Origin of the sequence: Bacillus cereus group sp. BfR-BA-01381 (genome assembly GCF_022663555.1) — a bacterium.
GTDB lineage: Bacteria > Bacillota > Bacilli > Bacillales > Bacillaceae_G > Bacillus_A > Bacillus_A pacificus.
Genome location: NZ_JAKUFR010000241.1, coordinates 1 through 389 on the forward strand (window position 1 = coordinate 1; position 389 = coordinate 389).

Here is a 389-nt window from a genome sequence, read left to right on the forward strand (position 1 = left end):
CTTCATTTACCGGATTTCATTATTAATCAAATGTATATTGATGGTGTTTACTACCACCCAACGTTTTTATACGAATCATTATGGAATTTTGCGGGGGTAATTCTATTACTTGCATTACGAAAAGTGAATTTACGCCGCGGAGAATTATTCTTCACATATTTAATTTGGTATTCAGTAGGGCGCTTCTTCGTAGAAGGATTACGTACAGATAGTTTAATGCTAGGACCACTTCGTATTGCACAAGTAATGTCAATTGGACTTGTTGTTATTTCTATTATTTTCATTATTGTGAGACGAAAAATGGGGCAAGCTGATAAAAGATATTTAGAAAATTAGAGAAAAGTAGCATCTTATTATAAGATGCTGCTTCTTTCATATTCAGGAAAGAG

1 protein-coding gene is annotated in these 389 nt (G+C 33.2%); it reads left to right on the plus strand.

The window, feature by feature from the left end; all coding sequences use genetic code 11:
* Positions 1-336 (plus strand): prolipoprotein diacylglyceryl transferase family protein (locus MR079_RS28520; RefSeq protein ID WP_242295095.1); only part of this gene is annotated, 336 nt, incomplete at its 5' end.
* Positions 337-389: the final 53 nt, after the last annotated feature.